Source organism: Thalassobacillus devorans (genome assembly GCF_900176565.1).
Classification (GTDB): domain Bacteria; phylum Bacillota; class Bacilli; order Bacillales; family Halobacillaceae; genus Thalassobacillus; species Thalassobacillus devorans_A.
Window position 1 is genome coordinate 498,999 of sequence record NZ_FXEH01000004.1, and the last position, 18,269, is coordinate 517,267.

General features: G+C 45.4%; 13 protein-coding genes and 1 riboswitch. Of the genes, 7 read left to right on the forward strand and 6 right to left on the reverse strand.

Annotation, left to right across the window (positions count from 1 at the left end; translation table 11 throughout):
* Window positions 1-12: 12 nt before the first annotated feature.
* From B9Y67_RS04410 to B9Y67_RS04430, 5 genes are all read left to right on the forward strand, one after another.
* Complete coding sequence (locus tag B9Y67_RS04410; RefSeq protein WP_085505546.1) at window positions 13-1,311, forward strand: FAD-binding oxidoreductase; 1,299 nt, start codon at window positions 13-15, stop codon at window positions 1,309-1,311.
* The gene (locus B9Y67_RS04415; RefSeq protein WP_085505547.1) at window positions 1,312-2,688 is read left to right on the forward strand and encodes a (Fe-S)-binding protein; all 1,377 of its coding nucleotides are present in this window, start codon (window positions 1,312-1,314) and stop codon (window positions 2,686-2,688) included.
* Between the two features lie 60 nt (window positions 2,689-2,748).
* Window positions 2,749-4,161, forward strand: coding sequence for an FAD-binding oxidoreductase (locus B9Y67_RS04420; protein ID WP_085505653.1), 1,413 nt, complete (start codon window positions 2,749-2,751; stop codon window positions 4,159-4,161).
* Window positions 4,162-4,188: 27 nt separating this feature from the next.
* Entirely contained in the window at window positions 4,189-4,965 is a 777-nt protein-coding gene (locus B9Y67_RS04425; protein WP_085505548.1) for a fumarylacetoacetate hydrolase family protein, read from the forward strand.
* Between the two features lie 183 nt (window positions 4,966-5,148).
* Window positions 5,149-6,939: an L-lactate permease gene (locus B9Y67_RS04430; protein ID WP_085505549.1), complete on the forward strand. Its 1,791-nt coding sequence runs from the start codon at window positions 5,149-5,151 to the stop codon at window positions 6,937-6,939.
* Window positions 6,940-6,968: 29 nt separating this feature from the next.
* Here B9Y67_RS04430 and B9Y67_RS04435 read toward each other — a convergent pair whose 3' ends face one another.
* The 4 genes from B9Y67_RS04435 to B9Y67_RS04450 form a co-directional block, all read right to left on the reverse strand.
* Window positions 6,969-7,151: a hypothetical protein gene (locus B9Y67_RS04435; protein WP_085505550.1), complete on the reverse strand. Its 183-nt coding sequence runs from the start codon at window positions 7,149-7,151 to the stop codon at window positions 6,969-6,971.
* 68 nt (window positions 7,152-7,219) lie between these two features.
* Window positions 7,220-9,022, reverse strand: coding sequence for a cation:proton antiporter (locus tag B9Y67_RS04440; RefSeq protein WP_085505551.1), 1,803 nt, complete (start codon window positions 9,020-9,022; stop codon window positions 7,220-7,222).
* 129 nt (window positions 9,023-9,151) lie between these two features.
* Window positions 9,152-10,285, reverse strand: coding sequence for a zinc-dependent alcohol dehydrogenase (locus tag B9Y67_RS04445; RefSeq protein ID WP_085505552.1), 1,134 nt, complete (start codon window positions 10,283-10,285; stop codon window positions 9,152-9,154).
* Window positions 10,286-10,476: 191 nt separating this feature from the next.
* Entirely contained in the window at window positions 10,477-11,424 is a 948-nt protein-coding gene (locus B9Y67_RS04450; RefSeq protein WP_085505553.1) for an MBL fold metallo-hydrolase, read from the reverse strand.
* A gap of 222 nt (window positions 11,425-11,646) precedes the next feature.
* On the opposite strand from B9Y67_RS04450, the gene dacB reads away from it, so the two are divergent.
* Window positions 11,647-13,146: a D-alanyl-D-alanine carboxypeptidase/D-alanyl-D-alanine endopeptidase gene (gene dacB / locus B9Y67_RS04455; RefSeq protein ID WP_085505554.1), complete on the forward strand. Its 1,500-nt coding sequence runs from the start codon at window positions 11,647-11,649 to the stop codon at window positions 13,144-13,146.
* Window positions 13,147-13,450: 304 nt separating this feature from the next.
* Here the strand turns inward: dacB and B9Y67_RS04460 are convergent, their stop codons facing one another.
* Window positions 13,451-14,686: a dicarboxylate/amino acid:cation symporter gene (locus B9Y67_RS04460; protein WP_085505555.1), complete on the reverse strand. Its 1,236-nt coding sequence runs from the start codon at window positions 14,684-14,686 to the stop codon at window positions 13,451-13,453.
* Between the two features lie 186 nt (window positions 14,687-14,872).
* A riboswitch (SAM riboswitch) is annotated at window positions 14,873-14,989 on the forward strand.
* Window positions 14,990-15,167: 178 nt separating this feature from the next.
* Here B9Y67_RS04460 and B9Y67_RS04465 point away from each other — a divergent pair.
* Window positions 15,168-16,784, forward strand: coding sequence for a sodium:solute symporter family protein (locus B9Y67_RS04465; protein ID WP_085505556.1), 1,617 nt, complete (start codon window positions 15,168-15,170; stop codon window positions 16,782-16,784).
* Between the two features lie 43 nt (window positions 16,785-16,827).
* Here the strand turns inward: B9Y67_RS04465 and B9Y67_RS04470 are convergent, their stop codons facing one another.
* Window positions 16,828-18,267: a sodium/proline symporter gene (locus B9Y67_RS04470; protein WP_085505557.1), complete on the reverse strand. Its 1,440-nt coding sequence runs from the start codon at window positions 18,265-18,267 to the stop codon at window positions 16,828-16,830.
* Window positions 18,268-18,269 lie beyond the last annotated feature (2 nt).

Consider the following 18,269-nt stretch of genomic DNA (forward strand, 5'->3'; position numbering starts at 1 on the left):
GGAGGGGATGGGGTGGAAATTAAGGATATTCCTCAATCGACAGCTTCACTTGTATTGAAAGATGAGAAATTCGGAAACAGCGGTGCTGAATTAGCAGAGCCGACAAGCGAAGAAGAAATCGCGAACGTTCTTCGCAAAGCGAATGAAGAAGGTAAGAAGGTTGCTGTAGTTTCCGGAGGTACGAAGCGGGGATATGGCGGTTTGAAAGATGATTACGATATCCTGCTTTCGCTGTCTCAGTATAAAGGAATCATCGAGCATACAGCTGGTGATATGACGGTTACCGTTCGTCCGGGTACGACCATTAAAGAACTCCAGGAGTTTCTTAGTGATTTTGGTCAGATGGTTTCGCTTGATCCAGCCTGGCCGGAACAAGCGACAATTGGAGGCGTAATCGCTGCAAATGAAAGCGGTCCCAAACGAATGAAGTATGGTTCAGCAAGGGATCAGGTGATCGGTTTAAGGGTGGCTTACCCTGCTGGCACGATCATCCGCACGGGTGGAAAGGTCGTCAAAAATGTTGCCGGTTATGATATGAATAAACTATTTATCGGTGCTATGGGCACGCTTGGAGTGATTACGGAAATCACCATGAAGCTGCGCCCTGTCCCAAAAGCAGAAAGTCTGGTAAAGCTGTTTGTACCTAAAGAGCAGGTGCAGGTTCTAAAAGAATTTATCGTAAACATCCAGGATTCGATGGTTGAACCTGCTTCGCTTGAAATGATTAACCCGGCTCTTTCCAAAAAGTTATTTAATCGGGAAGTATACACGTTACTGGTTGCCTTTGAAGATGTCGAAAACTCCGTCCGGTATCAGGAACAGTGGATGGAAGAGCATGTCCCAGCAGGAATGAGTGTGGATGTTTCCCAAGGGGATAAGGCAAAGGAATTCTGGCGTGCTTTTGCCACCCTGGCTCCGAACAGCCTGACTGATCAAGAATCAGGCAGTACAAAAGCTGTGTTGAAAATAGGCACGAAGAATATGGATGTCCTAACCATGATGGCGGTGGAGGAAACCATGACGGATATCGATCAGTTGGAAATAGAGATACATGGCGGGTTAGGGCACGGTATCACTACCGTCATTCTTACAGGGGAAGAATCTCAAGTGAAGCAAGCTATTCACCAGTTCCGAGCAGAAGCAGAAAGTAAAAAAGGTTATGCTGTGGTGAAACATTTGCCTGTTAAGCTTCGAAAGGAAATCGATGTCTGGGGAAAGAAACCATCCTACTTTTTCTTGTTTGAAGGGATCAAAAAGACAAACGATCCAAACAATACGTTGAATTACCAGCGCTTCTTAGGAGGGATATAAATGGCTAAGAGTTTAGCGGCACAACTGGAAGAAGCAGCACCGCCATGTGCGGAAGCCAGCCCGAGTAATTATTTGCTGAAGGATCATCCTGATGAAAACAAATGGGCCGATTGTGTTCACTGCGGCATGTGTCTGGAGTCATGCCCTACATATTTAGAAACCGGGAAAGAGCAGCATTCCCCTCGGGGACGCGTTCACCTGATTAAGTCGGTAGCGGAAGGACAGATCAGTGTCAATGAACAATTTGCTGATCCTGTCTTCCAGTGTCTGGACTGCCGTGCCTGTACGACTGCATGTCCAGCAGATGTTGATGTTGGAGGGCTGATAGAAGAAGCACGCGGCCAGGTCCGTCAGGCGCTGCCGCTGAAGGGATGGAAAGGAGCGGTCAGCGGATTTTTCCTGAAAGGGCTTTTTCCTCACCCGAACCGGATGCAGACGGTTGGCAGCTTTCTTAAACTCTATCAAAAAAGCGGCTTGCAGTCGGCGGTGCGTAAAACTGGGGCTCTTAAGATCATGCCTCCCCATCTTGCTGATATGGAAGCAATCATGCCTGAGATTAAGCAGCCCGTTCAAAAGAAATTCAAAGATTATAAGTTTGTTCCTGCTGAAGGACAGACAAAAGCCAGGGTTGCCATGCTGACCGGGTGTATCATGGATGTCATGTTCAGTGATATCAATGAATCTACCATCAACGTGTTGACCCATAACGGGAATGATGTCGAGATACCGAAGAAGCAGACCTGTTGCGGGGCGCTTCATGTCCATGCCGGAGACCGGGACATGGGAAGGAAGCTCGCGAAGCAGAATATTGAAGCATTTGAGGATGATGAAAAAGTAGTCGTCAACGCCGCGGGCTGTGGCTGTGCACTGAAAGAATATCCGGAATTATTTAAGGACGATCCGGTATGGAAAGAAAAAGCGGAAGTTTTTTCGGAGAAAGTCCAGGACATTTCCAAATACCTTTATGATACAGGTTATGAGAAACCAAAAAGTGAGATCAATAAAAAAATCACCTATCATGATGCCTGTCACTTAGCTCATGGGCAAGGGGTCAGACATGAACCACGCCAGCTTCTGAATGACATCCCTGGCGTCGAATATACCGAAATGGCGAATTCCGATACATGCTGCGGCAGTGCCGGAATCTATAACATTACCAATCCCGAAATGGCTGGTGCTGTGTTAGATAGAAAAATGGAACATGTCCCAGAAGAAGTAGAGATGATTTCAATGGGGAACCCAGGCTGCATGCTGCAAATGGCGATGGGTGTACAAAAACACGGGCGGAGAAGCGAGATTGTCCATACGGTGCAGCTGCTTGATTGGGCTTATCAAAAAGATAAAAAGGCCATGGAATCCACAACAGGCAAGGGGTGAGTGAGTTTGTTCAAATCTAGAAGGAAAAAGAAGACGCGTAGAGATGTGCACATTGAACAAATGGCCGCAATTGTAGGACCAGACGAGATCCTTTTTGAAAAGGAAGATCTGCTCTCTTATGACTGTGATGGTTTCACCGTACACAAGGCAATGCCAAAAGCAGTGGTTTTCCCAAAAAACACAGAGGAAGTAGCTGCACTTGTAAAATATTGTGCTGCACATGACCTTCCTTTTTTGGCTCGGGGAGCTGGCACAGGACTGAGTGGCGGTGCAATCCCGCTGAATGGAGAGGTGATTATTAGTCTTGGGAAAATGAAGAACCTCCTCCATGTCGATTTTGAAAATCGTCAGGCTGTGGTTCAGCCAGGCTTTGTCAATTTGAAATTAACGAATTCGATTTCAAGTAAGGGTTATTATTATGCACCCGACCCATCGAGTCAGTATGTTTGTACTATCGGAGGCAATGTGGCGGAGAATGCAGGTGGTGCCCATTGTCTGAAGTACGGGGTGACAACTAATCACATATTAGGTCTGGAAGTTGTTCTGCCGAACGGAGAGGTCATCGAAATCAGTGAAGACGGCATCCCGGACAGTCCTGGATACGACTTAATGGGGCTGTTGACTGGATCGGAAGGGACACTCGGTATCGTTACAAAAATTACGGTGCGAATTTTGAAGAACCCGGAAGGTAAACAGACAGTGCTTGCCTACTTCGATAATGTGGAGGATGGTAGCCGTGCTGTGTCTGGCATCATATCAGCGGGAATCGTGCCAGCGGCTTTGGAAATGATGGATAAAACGGCTATTGAGGGGGTAGAAGCGGGCACTTTTCCAGTCGGTCACCCGAAAGACATTGAAGCCCTTCTTTTGATTGAAGTAGATGGCATAGCGGCGGGCATAGATGAGCAAATCGAGCAAATACTGGAGGTTTGTAAATCAAGGAACGTTCGTGAAGTAAAAGTAGCAGAGAGTGAAGAAGAAAGAGGAAAGTGGTGGGCAAACCGGAAGACGGGGTTTGGTGCAATGGGTGCGATTTCCCCGGATTATCTCGTTCAGGATGGCGTAATTCCGAGGAGCAGACTGCCTGAAGTGCTGCAGCGCATCACAGAAATCAGTGAAGAATCCGGGCTTCGGATTGCGAACATTTTTCATGCCGGTGATGGCAACCTGCATCCGCTGATACTGTTTGATTCCCGTATCCCTGGTGAAACCGAAAAAGCACTGGAAGCAGGTACTGCCTGTTTGAAAGCGTGCGCTGATGTTGGTGGCTCGATAACCGGTGAACACGGAGTGGGCATTGAGAAAAAAGAGGAAATGCGTTTTATCTTTACGGACGAAGAACTGGATGCCCAGACAAGAATCAGAGAAGTATTCAATCCGGAGGATTTGCTCAATAAAGGGAAGCTGTTCCCGACACCAAGCCGTTGTATGGATATCAAAACGATCGTAAAAGACACGGTAGCAGTAAAATAACACACGGAATAGACAGGAGGAAGGACAATGAAATTTGCAAGATTTAAACACATGGGGAAAACGCTCACTGGAGTGGCTGCTGATGGCGCTATCCAGGTCATAAATGGTGATATGTATTCAGAATGGGAATACACGGGGGAAGTCTTGGCAGAGGATGAGGTTCAATTGCTGGCCCCGGTAATTCCGGAAAAAATTCTCGGGATTGGAGCCAACTATGTCAGCAGTAGAGAAGAACTGCCGGAACAAATTCCTGATTTACCCGTTTTCTTTTTCAAACCTTCTTCATCTGTCATCGGACCAGATGAGGATATCCAGATCCCAGAGGGAATTGAAGAAGTGAAGTTCGAATCAGAATTGGCTGTTATCATCGGGAAAGAAATGAAAAATGTACCGAAAGAAGAAGTGTTGGACTATGTATTCGGCTACACGATTGGCAATGATGTTACAGCTCCGCAATTTTTCCATGAGGCGGGGCATTGGACATTGGGTAAATCATTCGATACGTTCACGCCGCTCGGTCCTTATATCGAAACAGAGCTTGACCCTTATCAAGTACAGGTGAAAGCAGAGGTCAACGGAGATGAAAAGCAAAACAGCCCCACAAGCCTTATGATTGTTCCTTTGGCTGAAATGGTTTCTTATCTATCGAAAGTAATGACCTTGAAGCCAGGTGACTGTATCTTGACTGGCAGCCCTTTAGGAGCTTACCTTATCAAATCCGATGATGTTATAGCTTGCAAAATAGATGAAATTGGCACGTTAAGCAATAAAATGGTAAAGAGTTCTATATCGGTCGGAAGCTGAATAGATGAATTTGTCAGGGGTTTAGCTGTGAAGTTGGTTTAATACGAGGAGCGAAGTCCCTGGCTTTTAGTTTATATGCTCTTTTCGTCCCAGGTATATATCTTAAAGAAAGGAGGAGCAATGGTTTAAGAGAAGCTAGCTTTTTCTAAACACGAGTGACAATAATATAACGGAGGGTGAGTAATGAATACTGGAACCTTAGCACTTTTGTCGTTGTTACCGATTATTGCAGTTGGTATATTCCTGGTAGGACTCCGGTGGCCGGCGGCAAAAGCCATGCCGATTTCCTATATAGTCGCAGTTTTGTTGTCGTTGTTTGTCTGGCAAGTTCCTGGAGCAACGGTTGCTGCAGCTTCTGTCAATGGTCTGGTTGTCGCTGGAACACTCCTTTATATCATTTTTGGTGCAATTCTATTATTGAATACTTTGCAGGAGAGCGGTGGAATCAAAACCATTCGCCAGGGATTTATCGATATTTCCCCGGATAGACGAGTGCAAGTCATCATCATTGCCTGGTTGTTCGGTTCCTTCATCGAAGGATCAGCTGGATTCGGCACACCGGCAGCTGTGGCAGTTCCGTTGCTTGTTGGTCTTGGTTTTCCTGCCATGGCGGCTGTCGTTGCAGGGATGGTCATCCAGAGTACTCCAGTTTCGTTTGGTGCAGTCGGCACACCCATTCTGATCGGCGTCCAGTCAGGGCTGGCAGCGGATGCCACGATTACGGATAACTTCCTGACGCTGGTTACCATGGTTGGGGGCAGGGTAGCCATCATCCACGCCATTACAGGCACCCTGATCCCTTTATTCGTTGTTGCTTTGATGACAAGATTTTTTGGGAAAAACAAATCGTTCAGCGAAGGGCTTGCAATTTGGAAGTTCGCCTTGTTCGCTGCTTTTGCCATGACAATACCGTACGTAATGGTAGCGAATCTCCTTGGACCAGAATTTCCATCCATGATTGGCGGACTGGTGGGGCTTGCCATTGTCGTATCAGCAGCTAAAAAAGGTTTCTTAATGCCCCCCAAAGAAGAGCATTGGGACTTTGAGGAAAAGGAACGTTGGGACCCATCATGGACTGGAAGTATTGAAATCAAAGATATCGCTCATAAAAGTGGCAGCATGTCGATGGTGCGTGCCTGGACGCCATACTTGTTAATTGGGCTGTTTCTTGTAATAACAAGATTGAAAGCGCTTCCTTTTCTGGAGTGGCTGCAGGCTTGGAATGTAACGATTCCAAATATTTTCGGTACAGAAATCACAGCCAGTTTCCAACCGTTATACTTACCGGGTACTATTTTTGTACTGGTATCATTAATCACATACTTTATTCATCAAATGAACAGCACATCCTATAAGAAAGCTTGGAAACATTCAGGCAAGACGATGATTCCAGCCTCAGCCGCCCTTGTTTTTACCGTGCCAATGGTTCAGGTATTCTTGAACTCCGGTGGTGGTACTGCCGGTTTTGAAAGCATGCCAATGGAACTCGCGACAGGAGTAGCAACGCTGACAGGAGATTTATGGCCGCTGTTTGCTACATTTGTTGGCGGCTTGGGTGCCTTTATTGCGGGGAGTAACACGGTCAGCAACATGATGTTTTCCTTGTTCCAATTTAACGTTGGCTCACAGATTGGTGTCGATGCACCTTGGATTGTGGCACTCCAGGCAGTCGGAGGAGCTGCCGGGAATATGATTTGTGTTCATAATGTCGTAGCAGCATGTGCCGTCGTTGGTTTAGTAGGGAAAGAAGGGGATATCATACGAAAAACAATCTTCCCGTTCTTGTATTATGCTACGTTTGCCGGTGGTCTTGGCTACACGATTGTTTGGACCGCGGAAAAAGGAATCTTCAATATCGGTTCGATTATCGTAGCTATTATCAGCACGATTGCCGTCTACATCATCGCCACGAACCGCAATAGAATGGCAAACCTTTCCCTTCAAAATCAAAAATCCTGGAAATCAGCTAAATAAACAAAAATAAGCTTGTAGACGCCGATTGTCTACAAGCTTATTTTTTGAATTTCAAATTGATATTGGCTTTCCGTATTCCCATTTTCGTTATAATCATCTTCATCCTCATTATATTGGAAGTCAGCAAAAATCAAGTAGGCGAGAATAAGGCCGATGACAATAAGTAGAACAGCAATTGCGGCAGCCAAATATTCAAATATCTTTTTCAACATAGCTTTTACCCCCATGCCTACTATAAGGCTACCAGACCAGATAATGCCTGTAAATATTTGAAAAAAGATTAAGCTTCTTGCCGTGTTACTAAACTCAACACCTTATCGCCGGGCTGGCCTTCCAATTTATTTTCCGAGGTAAAAAATTGAACGCTTCCTTCATTTTTTAATATGGCTATCATGACCGAATCATCTGAAAGCCGAGCCTCGTAGTCTTCCAGTGTGAAGGATTTTGAAAGCTCCTCGGACTGGAAAACAAAGCCGTGTTCTATTCGTTTCATCAATGCTTCCCAGCTCATGCCTTCTTCGAATAAAATATTGCCATGCGTTGTATGAGCCAGGTCATTCAGATGACCTTCCTCGTTTGATTTCAGGCTTAATTGATAGACATTGCTGCGGCCGAATTCCGCCATGAAATTTGTACTTACGAGCGCGTTATAAGAATCAAGCTCTGTTGCCGCTACCAGCTTATCATAAGGGGTAAGGTCTAAACGGTATTCGGTTTTTTCCGAGAGAATTTCTCCATAATAGACCTTTTTAAAGTCGTTTTGCTTCGCCAGTTGGACACGCTCCCACGAAGCTTCTGTTAACAATACTGGAACTTCAAGATTACGAAGAGCAGATGCCAGTTTTATTGTAAAATGGTTGCTGCCGACAATTAGTACCCCAGGGGTGGCATTAGCGGCAATACCCAGCTTCTGTGCCAGCCAGGTGATAGAAAAGCCATGGACTACAACTGTGGAAAAGACCAATCCGAAGGTGAGCGGTACTAATATGGAGGCGTCCTCAAAGCCTTCATTGACAAGCACACTGGCAAAATAACCAGAAACCGTCAAGGCTACGATCCCACGAGGTGCAATCCATCCGACCAATATCCTTTCTTTAAGAGAAAGTTCTGTCCGAATCGTCGATAATAAGATGGAAAGCGGGCGGACAATGAACAGCATCAGGATGACATACCAAAGGATTTCCATTTCCAGCATGGAAAGCAGGGTGTCTAGTGACAGGGAAGCAGTCAGCATGATGAATATTGCTGAGATCAGTAGAACGGATATGTTTTCCTTGAAATGGCGCATGTCATTAATCGAAGAAATGTTCATATTGGCCATCGTCACCCCCATGGCCGTTACGGAAAGCAGACCAGTTTCATGCATGATTTCGTTTGGGATGGTGAAACAGAGAATGACCACAACGAATACAATTGGCGACTTCAGAAATTCAGGGATGTAACCATGCTTGAACATCCATGCAATACACCAGCCTAACAGCCATCCAAGAAGAACAGCAAACCCTGATACAAGGAAAAACAATAACAGCTCCGTAACCGATACTTTTTCTAATACGAGAAATCGAATGATTTCATAAGAAAAAACAGCGAGAAGTGCGCCGAGGGGATCAACGATGATTCCTTCCCATTTCAGTATCGAAGCCGGCCGGGGCTTAAGTTTCGCCTGCCTCAGCATCGGCAGTACGACAGTCGGCCCTGTTACAATTAACAGACCTCCGATTACAAAAGAGACGGCCCATGATAATCCGGCTACATAATGAGCCGTGAAGGAACCAAGAATCCACCCCAGGAAAGCTCCCAGCGTAACGATTCTTACTACAGAGCGCTCGAGCCCTTTTATCTCCCGGAATGAGAGCTTTAAACTCCCCTCGAATAAAATAATCGCAACCGCGATCGAAATGATCGGCTCATACACACCTGCAAAGGTTTCCTCCGGGTTCATAAAGCCGAAGATTGGTCCGGCTAATAATCCGACAACCGACATGACGACGATGGATGGCCATTGGAACCGCCACGCGATCCATTGAGAACCGATACCGAGCAAACCAATCATCATAAATAGAAATAAAGTTGAATCAAGCATAGCCACGTCTCCTTAAAAAGCACTGGTAGATTTATCTTTTACTATCCAGTCCCAGTACATGCGCGGCTATGACAATTTTCAAATAAAAAGCGGCCATTGGGATATGGCCGCTTAATTCATGCTATTTGTTTATGGCTTCAGTACTACTTTGATGTTTCCATCTTCTTTTTTATCAAAAATATCATAGGCTTTGGCTGCATCATCAATCGGCATGCGGTGGGTGATGATGTCTGTAGGATCGAACTTGTTGTTTTCAATCATGTCATAAAGCATCGGCATCAAGTGGATGACGGGCGCTTGTCCCATTTTCAGGGAAACATTTCGACTGAAGAAATCTCCAATCGGGAAGCCATTTGCTTCCGTGCCATAAACACCAGTCAATTGGACTGTACCAAACTTACGGACAGCCTGAGAAGATGTTACAATCGGACTGATTGTTCCAAATTGGTTGTCATGTTCGGAACCGAATTCTTCATTCGGAGGCACGGTCCCATCCATTCCTACACAATCGATGACAACATCCGCGCCGCCTTTAGTTTCCTCATGCAATAGAGCTCCGATATCTGGATTTTCTTTGAAATCGAACGTCTCTACCTGATTGGTTTTTTTCGCATGCTCCAGACGGTGGTCAACCTGGTCGACCGTAATGACTCGCTCAGCTCCTTTGAGACGGGCGAATTTCTGAGCCATCAAACCAATTGGTCCACTTCCTAATATGACAACGGTGTCACCTTCTTTCACACCACTATGTTCGACACTCCAGTAAGCGGTAGGAATGACATCAGATAAAAACAATACGCTTTCGTCATCCAGGTTGCTGTTTTCGGGAACCTTGAACGAAGTAAAATCAGCATAAGGTACTCTTAAATACTCTGCCTGGCCTCCGGGAAAGTTTCCGAACATTTCAGTAAACCCGAATAAGCCGCCTATTTCACCGTGTGGGTTGGAGTTGTCGCATTGGCTTTCCATCTGGTTATTACAGAAAAAGCATTCGCCGCACCCTATGTTGAATGGGATGACGACACGGTCACCTTTTTTCAGGTTCTTCACTTCAGGTCCAACTTCTTCGACAATACCCATAGGTTCATGTCCGACAATGTAATCCTGTTCCGGCTCGATTCCACCTTTGTATAAATGAAGGTCAGAGCCGCATATCCCGCTGGCTGTTATTTTTACGATCATATCATCCGGCTGCTGGATGGATGGAGCTTCAACATCTTTCACTTGCATGTTTTCTTTTCCTTGAAACGTTACTGCTTTCATTCCTTCACATCCTTTCTATGTTGTAATGGGCTATAACCATTTTATAGAAATTTTAAACTCTGCTTCTTTTGCATTAGAGAGGAAGAGTAGCTGCTTTAATAGGGGGAATGTCACTCGCAATGAGGTATCAGAGGATTTGTTAAATAAGCCGTTAAAAAACGGCCGGAAATTTTCCGACCGTATAAAGGGAGTTATTTATTTTGCTTATTCAAGAGATCAACAATGCCCATGGCACATACTTCGAAATCCACTTCCAATACCTGGTGAACAGGGTGAGTATCAGGGATATTGTGGTTTTGTAGATAATCCTGAACTAACTGGTAGAGGCGCTTTTTGACACCTGCTTGTCCTTCATCATTAGCCAATGCCTCTTCGCCTGCTGCTACAAACTTTGGGAGCCATACTTCTACCTGCTGGAATACTTCTTCGGGTTGGGCCGATTCACCAAAATGGCCGAAATAGATTCGGTCGACACCGAGCGTACGGAATCGATCGATGGAAGCTTTCATAGCACCGGGATCGAACTGGTTCGGTGATGTAGAAGGCAAATAGAAGGTTAATCCTTTATCCTGGGTTTGATGATACCTTACACCGACTGTGTCTCCCGTGAAAATGCCGTTGCTTTTGGAATCATGGATGCTGAAATGGTGTTTGGCATGACCGGGTGAATCATAAAAGGTTAGGGTACAATCCGGACCGATATCCAGGGTTTCTCCATCTTCTTTCACAAGCAGGCGGTCTTCTGGAATTGGAACAATGGGATCAAACAATTCATCGAACTTCTCTCCATAGACGGCACGGGCGCCGGCAATCAATCGGGATGGATCAGCGAGATGTCGCTTCCCGCGTGGATGTACTACTACTTCGGCATTAGGACATTCTTTCAATAAAAGTCCTGCCCCGCCTGCATGGTCCAGGTGAATATGGGTCACAATGATATAACGGATAGCTTCAGGATTGATATCCAATTCTTTCAGACCCTCAAGTACATACGGAATAGAGGGACTGGGTCCAGTTTCTATCAGAGTCAGGTGCTCTTCATTAAGTACATAGGTGCCTGTTCTGCCAGGCATCCCCAAATCATAACCATCAATTAACTGGATGCGGTTTCCTAATTCGATTGGAGCTTTTGTTTTCATTTGGCTCACCTCATAAAGAATTTCTGTCACTTCTTTACTACATTCACTTTTTAAACAAAAAATCCTTCTTTCTGACAGTCTTTTCAATGGGGAAAAAATCTAATCCGTCAAAAGTCATGAATACACTAGACCAATTAGCTGTTTTTTGAATAATTGTTAAAATTTTCAGTATTCTTTGCTACGGTTGAAGTATCAATTTATTCAAGGAGGAAGATACATAAGATGCTGCCTGCAAAAGCGAAACAAATCATGGTAATGTTTCTGTGTTCTGTAATGTTGTTTGCCCCTTTTCAAGCCTATGATAATCCACAAGTTACCGCTTCTTCTGAAAATGAGGCCTTAACCGATCAGCTGAATATGATTATGGCAGATAAAAAATTAGAAGGGGCCCTGGCAGGCGTCAGTATCCGCTCTGCCGAAACGGGTGAGATTATTTACGAACATGACGCTGATAAGCGACTGAAGCCGGCTTCTAATATGAAGCTGTTGACCGCTGCTGCTGCATTAGAGGTTCTCGGACCTGACTATACCTTCCCGACTGAAGTTCTCGCCGAGGGAGAGATAAAAGGAAATAAACTGCATGGGGATTTATATTTGAAAGGGAAAGGCGACCCTACGTTGATGGAAAAAGACTTTGATACTTTAGCAAACGCGCTAAAAGGAGCCGGGATCAAAGAAGTGAAAGGAAATGTGATAGCGAATGACAGCTGGTACGATGATGTCCGGTTGTCCGAAGATATTTCCTGGAACGATGAAACGAACTATTATGCCGCTCAGGTTTCTGCCCTGACTGCCGCTCCTAATGAAGACTATGATGCAGGCACCGTCATCGTGGAAGCACATCCAGCGGATACAGCCGGGGAGCCTGCGGAGGTCAAAGTTGTACCGGAAAACGATTATGTAGAAATTATTAACCAGGCAAAAACTGTACCAATGAATCAAAAGAAGGATATTTCTATTGAACGTAAGCATGGAACTAACCAGATTATTGTAGAAGGTGAGATTCCTGTTGAAGGGTTCCGTTCCCGCTCCTGGGTTGCTGTCGATGAACCTTCCGGACTAGCATTGCATCTGTTCAGAAAAGCATTAGAGAAGGAAGACATAAAGGTAAAAGGGGAATTAGCTTGGGAGGGATCAGCTCCTGAGTCTGCTGAGTTGCTTGCTTCCAAAAAGTCGATGCCATTGGAAGAGCTGTTAATACCCTTTATGAAACTAAGCAACAATGGACATGCGGAAACCTTAATAAAAGAAATGGGGAAAGTCGTTCACGGTGAAGGCAGCTGGGAAAAAGGGCTGGAGGTTGTGGAAGATTTCCTGATGGATATAGGAGTGGAAGCTGATACGCTACGACTACGGGATGGTTCCGGTATGTCCCATGTCAACATGGTACCTGCCCATGAAATTTCTGAACTATTATATCAAGTAAGAGGGAAAGAGTGGTATCCTGCATATTTAGCTTCCCTTCCCGTCGCCGGAAACAATGATCGGTTTCTAGGGGGAACACTTCGTTACCGGATGAATGATACACCGGCAGAAGGCAATGTTAAAGCAAAGACCGGGTCTTTGACCGGAGTTACTTCACTGTCCGGTTATGTGACCAGCAAGGGTGGGGAAGAGCTGATTTTCGCTGTGGTATTGAATAATTACCTTGGATCGGTTCAGGATATTGAAGATGAAATTGCTATCACATTGGCAGAATCCGAATTTAGTAGTGAAGAATGAAATGAAAAAACGGACTCCTATATCTGGGGAGTCCGTTTTTGATGTTTTTTTGAGGGACACTCCTGACAAGCAGGATACTTTTTAATTCATATCTAACATCAAAAGAACGATGCTGGAATATGCTGTCCAGCATCGCCGCTTTATGTCTAACATTCATCAGGATTGTCTAAATAAAAATTGAATATGTCTAGTATTTTTCTCACTATGTCTAATAAACTTCAGAGAACTTCTAGTAACCGGCCTTCCTTGTCTAGTACTCCAGCATGCTGTCTGGTAAAAGGTAGACACGGAAGCAGATAAGGCATCAGGCGGCTGGGTCGGAATCTGCTTCTTCATTGCGGTCAATGACGGCGGAACCGACGATATCTCCTAAAACATTCGAGGCTGTACCAGCCATGCCAATCAGTACATCCACTCCAGCAATCAATGCGACAATTTCAAGTGGCAAGTTGAACAGGCTGAGTACGGCTGCCAACGTAACCAGTCCAGCAGCTGGAATACCAGCTGTCCCGATCGACAATAGTGTTCCGACTAATACAATGGTAAGAAAGTCCATGACAGACAACTCAAGGCCAGTGATATTGGCTGCAAATACGATGGACACTCCCATCCGCAATGCCCCGCCATCTGAGTTAAATACAGCTCCGATTGGCAAGGAAAAATTGGCTGTGCGCTCGGATATACCTGCTTTTTTAGCTGAATCAATGGCAACAGGAAGGGAAGCAATACTGCTGGATGTAAAGAATGCAGTAAAATACGCTTCTTTTGTCTTTTTGAAAAAACCACGGATACTGACTTTTGCATACTTGAGAAAAGCTGTATAAACGAACAGCCACAACAGGATGACCCCGAGATAAAACACCCCGGTAAACGCCAGCAGCGATTGGAAAGTCTGCCAGCCCTGGCTCCCGAAAGAAGAAGCACTAATTGCGAATATTCCAATCGGAGCATAGAGAAGAATTCCTTTTAATAGTAAAAAGAATAACTCGTTGGCAGCAGAAAAAAACCGGTGTAATGTTTCTCCTGCATTACGCAGGTCGACTTTATCGGCGTATCTCATCCTGGCCATTCCCAAGCCGATGATGACGGCCAGGAAAAGAATACCCATCAGTTCCCCGGATGCGAAGACTTGAAAGATATTGTCCGGGACAATATTCAGTAATACATCCGAAAAACCTGGAGTTTCCGGTTTTTCTACTTGGGCATCAGGTAACGAAAGCTGAGAACCCGGATTGATCCATAATGCTAGAGCTACTCCGATGACGACCGCGGCACCTGTGGTCAGCCCGTAGTAGACGAGTAATTTGCCGCCGAGGCGACCTAAATGTCTCGGCTTCATCTGATTGATAGCCAGGACAACGGTCAGGAAAATGACTGGAATTGCAATTAAGCTTAATAGGTTGATAAGAATCGTACCCAGTGGTTTCAGCACTTCCGCCTGTTGTCCGAAGATAATGCCTACAGCAATACCTAACAGGAAGCCGATGGTCATTTTTAAAATAAAAGAAGAATGTTTGTATGTATGCCAGATTGTTTGCATGATTAAACCTCACTTTCACCTTGTTACTTAAAGTATAACAGGAAGAGATCATCACCATTAGGCAATTAGAATTATTTTTACTAATGTAAAGGTTTTCATTGTGAGAATAGATAAAAAAGTCAGAAAATATATTGACATTCTTATTGGTATCTTGTAGCGTAGGATTTAACTTAATTACGGAAAACATCCTTATCGCGAGCAGGGGAGGAATTTGGTCCCGTGAACCTGCAGCAACCTGTTATTTTCTCTAAGGAAATAATAAGGTGCTACGTCCAACAGACGCTGTTGTCTGAAAGATGAGGAAGAGAAAAGCCTCTTCCTCCGGGAGAGGCTTTTCTTTTTGTTATGTGAAAGGGCATCCCTAAAAAGGGTTTTCTAAATGACAGGGGGATTTTTATTAATTTTAAACTCATTAAACTGATAAATATAATAGGATTTTAAGCAGCCAAGAAGTTTAACATATTTTTAAGGAGGCAGAAGAATGACAACAGTAGGATATTGGTTCATCGGTTTTGCATTAGCCTATACGTTCTTTTTGATTTTCATGAGCCAGCTCGGAATGAGGCGGGCGAAAGATGGTAACGGATTTTTTGTAGGAGGGCGTGGGTTCAACACCCTGTTTGTCACCGTCTGTATCACCGGATTGTTTTCCGGATCGTCATACATAGCGATTCTGGAGCTCAGCTATCTGACGGGAGTATCGGCGATCTGGTATGGTGTTGCGGAAACACTGCACGTGTTGATCATCGCTCTTGTTTTAATTGCACCATTCCGTAAGCGCGCGCTGGTGACGATTTCGGGACTGCTGGGTGACAGGTACGGTGAAAAGGTTCGTGGACTTGCCGGAGCAATTACGGCTTTCACATTCCCGATGTGGTCGGTGGCGACCGCACTGGCATTTGCATCCGCATTGTCCGTATTTACAGGAATTTCACTGGTATTATCGGTCGCTTTAACTGCTTTATTACTATTCGTCTACCTGCAATTCGGTGGCATGTGGTCGGTCGGATTTACACAATTGAGCAATGTCGTGGTATTTTTCATGATGCTTGCGATCGGAACTTACGCATTTTTTATCAATCCAGGGATTGATGGCATCCAGACGCTGTTCCAAGAAAGACCGGAGTATGCTTCCTGGAATGCAGCTGGTCTACAGACGATCCTGGCCTGGTTTGGGACATTCCTTTTCAATGTCATTCTTGCTCAGGCGGCATTCCAGATGGCATTGTCCTGTAAAACACCGGAACAGGGACGCCGCGGCTTAATCTACGCTTCTCTGCTTGGTATTCCGTTGATCATCGGTGCTGTACTATTCGGACTCGCGGCCGCACAAGTAGTACCTGGGGAAACACGTGGCCTGGTGGCAGTTCCTCTTTACTTGATGGAAACCCTGCCGGCACCGTTAGTCGGGCTGTTTTTCTTAGGTTTCTGGGCAGCTGCACTCAGTTGGGGAGCACCTTGTCAATTCTCTGGTGCAACAAGCCTTGGCCGTGATGTCGGAAAAGCTTTGAATCCTAAAGCCAATGAATTACAGCTGATCAAATATACCAAATGGTCTTTGCTGTTGTTGACTGGGTTAATGATTGTATTTGCACTGCTTCGTTCCGAACAATCCGCATGGTGGAACGTCGTGGCATGGGTGACGAGAAACTCTGCGACATTTGCCCCGGTGGTAGCGGCGATTTTCTGGCCGGTCGTGACAAAACGTGCAGCTTTAATATCTTTGTTCACTGGTTCGGCTTCCGGTCTTCTGTGGTACCATCTCAGTGGCTGGGCGATTAATGATTTTTTCATGAATACACACCCGGTATGGATCGGAATGGGCATCAATATTATCACGATTGTGGTAGTCAGCCTGATCGACAATGCCGGAAACTGGGTTTGGAAAGCTTCCTTCCGCAGTGTAGGGTTCTATTCCATGGTCGCTGCTGTCGGACTGGCCATCGTCTTCTTCAGCTCATTTGACTTCCTGCTTGCCAAAGGGCTTGCCGGCATGGTCGGGCTGCTGATCGTTTGTGGGTTGTTCATCACCTGTATGAATTTTATAAAAGAGAAGAAACAAACTGTTCCTGTAACAAAACAATGGAAAACAGGATGATAACAAAAAGAGAACGCGGATAGCAGAGCCGCGTTCTCTTTTTCTATGCCTTCTGTGATTTTTTGTTTGGGAAAAGCAAACTGAATACGATACCGAAAAATGCTGCGATAAAGAATGTTGTAAAACGGGACGTAATAATGGAGTCCAGGGGTGTGCTGATCCATAGTACAGTGAAAACGATCCCGGAAACGATAGTGGCGATTACCCCAACGCCGGAATAACGTTTCCAGAAAAATGTCAGGATGATGGCAGGAGAGAGTGTTCCTCCAACGCCAGCCCATGCCCAGCCCACTATCAAATAAAGCAACGTTTCGGAGACGAGAGCGATCGTCATACCGATTAATCCACAGAAGATGATGATGACACGGGAGGCAGTCAGTAACTGTTTTTCAGAAAGGTCCAGTTTTAATGCTTTATGCAAAATGTCTTCACTAATGGAGCTTGTGACTACCATCAACTGGGAATCGGCTGTTGTGATGATTGCTGCAAGGATACCGGACAGTAGAATACCTGCAATCCAGGCCGGCATGAGGTCCATAATCATCACTGGCAGAACCGTTTCCGTATCCGCAAAGGAACCCTGACTATAGATGGTGATGGCCGTGACGCCGATCATGAAAGCTCCCCCGTAGGCAAGGAATGTCCAAAGGATGGCAACATTGCGGCCGGTCTTCACATCTTTTTCACTTCTTAAAGCCATGAATCTGGCACTTAACTGAGGCTGCCCGCCGAGGAAACCGAAAAACCAGGAAAAGTTGTTGAAAAACAATAGTCCAATGGCAAACCCGGCAGCACCACCGAACCAGGCATCGTGCGTGGACCCTGCTTCAGCTAACGCAGTTGGAATAGATAAGTCATTCGTATGGATATATACAAGTGCCACAATCGGAAGTGCGACAAGTGTAATCAGCATCATGACGCTTTGAATCATATCCGTCCAGACAACAGATATGAAACCTCCCGTAAAAGCGAGACCGATTACAACGATGGTAGCCAGAATAACACCTAACGTTTCATTCAAACCAAAGGTGGTGAATAACATTTTTCCGGCCCCGGCCATCTGGGCGCTTAAATAGAACATGAGAAAACTGCTTATCAGTATGGTGGCGAACCAGCGGATCAGGTTCGCCTGTCCGCCAAAGCGGGCCGCCAGGTAATCCGGAAGGGTCAAGACGTTATATTTATCCCGCTCTTCCATGAATTTTTTCGCAAGGAACAGCCAGGAAAAAATAATTCCGAGTGCAATCCCTGCTGCTACCCAGATACCGGATAATCCTGTGGCAAACACGAAGCCTGTGTACCCGAGTAACAGCCAGGCCGATTCGCCTGTGGCACGCTCGGAAAAGGCTAGCGCCCATCCAGGCAATTTTTTTCCGCCTAATAGAAAAGCAGAATGGTCCAGCTTCGTCCTGCTGAAATAATAACCGATTCCAAGTATGACAAGACAATACAGGATGAATTCAACAATAATGATATTGTTCATCT